Annotated in this window: 4 protein-coding genes; 3 read left to right on the top strand and 1 reads right to left on the bottom strand. The window is 77.0% G+C overall.

Features of this window, described 5'->3' with window-relative positions; translation table 11 throughout:
* Nucleotides 1–427: response regulator (locus tag ACFV0G_RS29775; protein ID WP_380554763.1), on the bottom strand; the 427-nt coding region annotated here is incomplete at its 3' end.
* Nucleotides 428–711: 284 nt separating this feature from the next.
* On the opposite strand from ACFV0G_RS29775, the gene ACFV0G_RS29770 reads away from it, so the two are divergent.
* The 3 genes from ACFV0G_RS29770 to ACFV0G_RS29760 all read left to right on the top strand — a co-directional run.
* Nucleotides 712–1,962 (top strand): hypothetical protein, encoded by a 1,251-nt coding sequence (locus ACFV0G_RS29770; protein WP_380554761.1) that lies wholly within the window; start codon nt 712–714, stop codon nt 1,960–1,962.
* Between the two features lie 4 nt (nt 1,963–1,966).
* Nucleotides 1,967–2,650 (top strand): DUF4129 domain-containing protein, encoded by a 684-nt coding sequence (locus tag ACFV0G_RS29765; protein WP_380554759.1) that lies wholly within the window; start codon nt 1,967–1,969, stop codon nt 2,648–2,650.
* A partial coding sequence (locus ACFV0G_RS29760; protein WP_380554757.1) for a DUF4350 domain-containing protein occupies nt 2,647–3,592 on the top strand: 946 nt, incomplete at its 3' end. The genes ACFV0G_RS29765 and ACFV0G_RS29760, both read left to right, overlap by 4 nt.

The following is a 3,592-nucleotide window of genomic DNA, read 5'->3' as shown; positions in this document are numbered from 1 at the left end:
GCGCCGGCGCCCACCCAAGCACACCCCGCGCGCCTGTTTGCCGGCCGCCGGGGGGGGCGGGGGCGCCCCCCCGCCCCCCCCCCCCCCGGACCCGGGCCACCAGCTCCTTGGGCTTGAACGGCTTGGTGACATAGTCGTCGGCGCCGGACTCCAGGCCCACCACGATGTCGACGGTGTCCGTCTTCGCGGTCAGCATGACGATCGGGATGCCCGACTCGGCACGGATCTGGCGGCAGACGTCGATCCCGTCCCGGCCGGGCAGCATCAGATCGAGCAGCACCAGATCCGGCTTGGTCTCGCGGAACGCGGCAAGCGCCTTGTCCCCGTCCGCCACGAAAAACGGCTCAAAACCCTCACCACGCAGCACAATGCCGAGCATCTCGGCCAGTGCGGTGTCGTCATCGACGACCAGGACACGTCCCTTCATGTCTCCATCTTCTCATTACCCGATTGTGACCTGCGGCACAGCTGCCGCGAATCGCCCGCCGGCGCACCCGCCCAACCGGGCATAGCACCGCAAAAACCCCAGCTCAAGGCCGTCCCACCGACCGTTGTCGATCAGCAACGGGATACCCCTGGGGCGGTCGGCACCGCCATGGCACGATGGGCGCCACGGCAGCGACCCACGGCCGTCCGCCGTACCGACCGACGCCGCACCGACCTGCCGGCGCCGGGGGCGACACGCTCCCGGCCCCGCCGAGGAGCCTTGAGATGACCGACACCCCGGGCTGGGCCCCGCCCGGCTCGCCAGAGCCGCACCGCGACGACCAGCGGCCGCCTGCCGGGGAGCAGACGGACCCCGGCGGCGCAGCGGGCGGCACCGGGCCGTACGACGGCGGGTACGGCGGAGCGTACGGCAGCATCCCTTCGCAGGGCCAGGGCCCGGACGGCCCCGGCGGGCCCGCCTGGGGAGGCGGCGCGCCGGGTGGCTGGGGCACGCCCCCTCCGGGTCCCGGGGGCTGGGGCGCTCCCGGAGCCGGCCCCGGCGGCTGGGGTCAGGTCGGCTGGGCCCCGGTCAGCCCGAAGCCCGGCATCATCCCGCTCCGCCCGCTCGGTGTCGGCGAGGTCCTCGACGGCGCGGTCACCACCGTGCGCAAGCACTGGCGCACCGCGCTCGGCCTCTCGTTCACGCTGGCCGCCGTCGAGCAGCTGGTGCAGGCGCTCGCCGACTGGTGGGCGTACCAGAGCCCCGGCCGGTCCTCCGACGTGCTGTCGCTGGCCGTCGGCATGCCGCTGAACCTCCTGCTCGGGGTGGTCGCCGTCGGCATGCTCACCATGGTGGTCAGCAAGGCCGTGCTCGGGCACCCGACCGACCTGCGCGACGCGTGGACGGCCGCGCGCCCCCGGCTGCTCGCGCTGACCGGCGTCACCCTGCTGTCCGGCCTGATCGTCGCCGCACCGCTGATCCCGGGCATCGTGCTGGTCGTCCTCGGCCTGGTGGGCGTCACCGACCACGCCCTGCTGGGGCTCGGGCTGCTGCTCGGCCTGGCGGGCTCGCCGTTCGCCCTCTGGCTGGGCGTCCGGCTGAGCCTGGCCGCGCCGGCGCTCGTCCTGGAGCGGCAGGGCGTCATCGCGTCCCTGCGCCGCTCGACCCGGCTGGTGCGCAACGCGTGGTGGCGGCTGTTCGGCATCAAGCTGCTCACCCAGCTGCTGATCACCCTCGCCTCCGGCATGATCGCCGCGCCGTTCGTGATGATCGCCCTCGCCGTCGCCGGCCCGACGGACGCCGGGCCGGCCGACCCGTTCGCCGCCGCCGCGCTGCCGCCGCTGGGGCTGCTGATCGTGGCGATCGCCGGCACGCTGGTCGCCACCTTCACCATCCCGCTCGCCGCCACCGTCAACGTGCTGCTCTACATCGACCAGCGGATCCGCCGCGAGGCGCTCGACATCGAGCTCGCCCGCGCCGCCGGCCTGCCCGAGTACGGCACCGCCCCGGCCGGGCAGCCCGCCCCGGGAGCCTGATCCGATGACCTACCGGGGGGCACCGGGCCCGCTGCTGCGCACGCTCGCGGACGGCGCCCGGGTCACCGTGCCGCGGGTGCCCGCCCGCGACGCGGCACGCAACGAGCTGCTCGACCCGTCGTACCACCGGCACGACCCGAGCCTCGTCCAGCAGGCCATGGACTGGGTCGACGAGCAGATCGCCCGGCTCTTCGGCCACGTCGGACAGGCGATGGCCGGCGACAGCACCGGCATCGTGCTGCTGGTGCTTCTCGCCGCACTGGTCGGCGGGGCGCTCTGGTGGCGGCTCGGCGCACCGCGCCGCGAGGCCCGCGGGGCGACCGCGCTGTTCGAACGGCAGGGCCCGCGCAGTGCCGACCAGCACCGCGCCGAGGCCGCCGCGCACGCACGCGCCGGCGACTGGACGCAGGCCGTCCGCGAGCAGATGCGCGCGGTGGTGCGCGCCCTGGAGGAGCGCGCCCTGCTCGACGTCCGGCCCGGCCGCACCGCCGACGAGGCCGCCGCCGAGGCCGGCCGCGCCCTCCCCGGCCACGCCGCCGGCCTCACCGCCGCCGCCCGCACCTTCGACGACATCGTGTACGGCGAGCGGAGCGCCGACCGGGCCGCCTACGACGGCCTGGTCGCCCTCGACCGCGCGCTCGCCGCCACCCGCCCCGTCCTCGCCCCGACCGGCGGAGCCGCCGCATGACCACCGCACCACCGCTCGGCCCGCCCGACGCCGCGGCCCCGGCCCCCGCCACCGCGCCGGGCCCCGCCGGGGACACCGCCGCCACCAGCCTCGCCGTCCCCGGCCGACTGCTGCGCCGGCGCGTCCGCCGGTACCTGCTGGCCGCGGCCGCCCTGGTGGTCACCGGACTGCTCGTCAGCGGCCTCGGCAGCACCAGCACCTGGCCCGCGCTCGACCCGCGCTCGCCCGACCCGACCGGCACCCGCGCCCTGGTCCGGCTGCTGGAGGACCGCAAAGTCGCCGTCCGCACCGCCTCCGGACCGGCCGAACTCGCCGCCGCCCTGCGCGCGGACGACACCACCGTGGTCCTGCCCGAGACCTACCTGCTCGGTCCGGACGACCTCGGCACCGCCGCGGCCGCCGCGCGCGGCCGCGCCACCCGGCTGGTCCTGATCGCCCCCGACGACGCCGCCCTGGACGCCCTCGCCGGCGGCATCCGCACCGCACCGGCCACCGACGGCCTGCCGGACTACGCCACCGAGAGCAGCACCCCGCCCGGCTGCGACCTCCCCGAGGCCGCCCGGGCCGGCAGCGCCGAACTCGGCGGCGAGCTGTACCTGCCGCAGGCCGCCGACACCGGCTGCTACCCGCACCACGGCCACCCCTCGCTCGTCCTGCACGACGACGGCGCCGGGCACCAGACCGCCGTCCTCGGCAGCGGCCGCCCGCTCACCAACGCCCGCCTCGCCAAGGACGGCAACGCCTCGCTCGCCCTCGGCCTGCTCGGCGCGCACCCGCACCTCGTCTGGTACCTGCCGGACCACGGCTCCGCCGCGCCCGCGCCGCCGGAGGTCAGGCAGCGCAGCCTCGGCGACCTCGTCCCGGCCGGCTGGTCCTGGGCCGGTCTGCAGCTCGCCGTCGCCGCCGCCCTCGCCGCGCTCTGGCGGGCCCGCCGGCTCGGCC

The sequence above is a fragment of the Kitasatospora sp. NPDC059571 genome (genome assembly GCF_042735675.1).
In the GTDB taxonomy this organism is placed as follows: domain Bacteria; phylum Actinomycetota; class Actinomycetes; order Streptomycetales; family Streptomycetaceae; genus Kitasatospora.
Note: the sequence above shows the minus strand (reverse complement) of the source record. Positions and strands in the feature narration are given on the sequence as shown.

What these genes read in the sequence shown, in the direction of transcription:
- ACFV0G_RS29770 (WP_380554761.1), top strand. Translation starts at nt 712, where the DNA reads ATGACCGACACCCCGGGCTGGGCCCCGCCCGGCTCGCCAGAGCCGCAC.
- ACFV0G_RS29765 (WP_380554759.1), top strand. Translation starts at nt 1,967, where the DNA reads ATGACCTACCGGGGGGCACCGGGCCCGCTGCTGCGCACGCTCGCGGAC.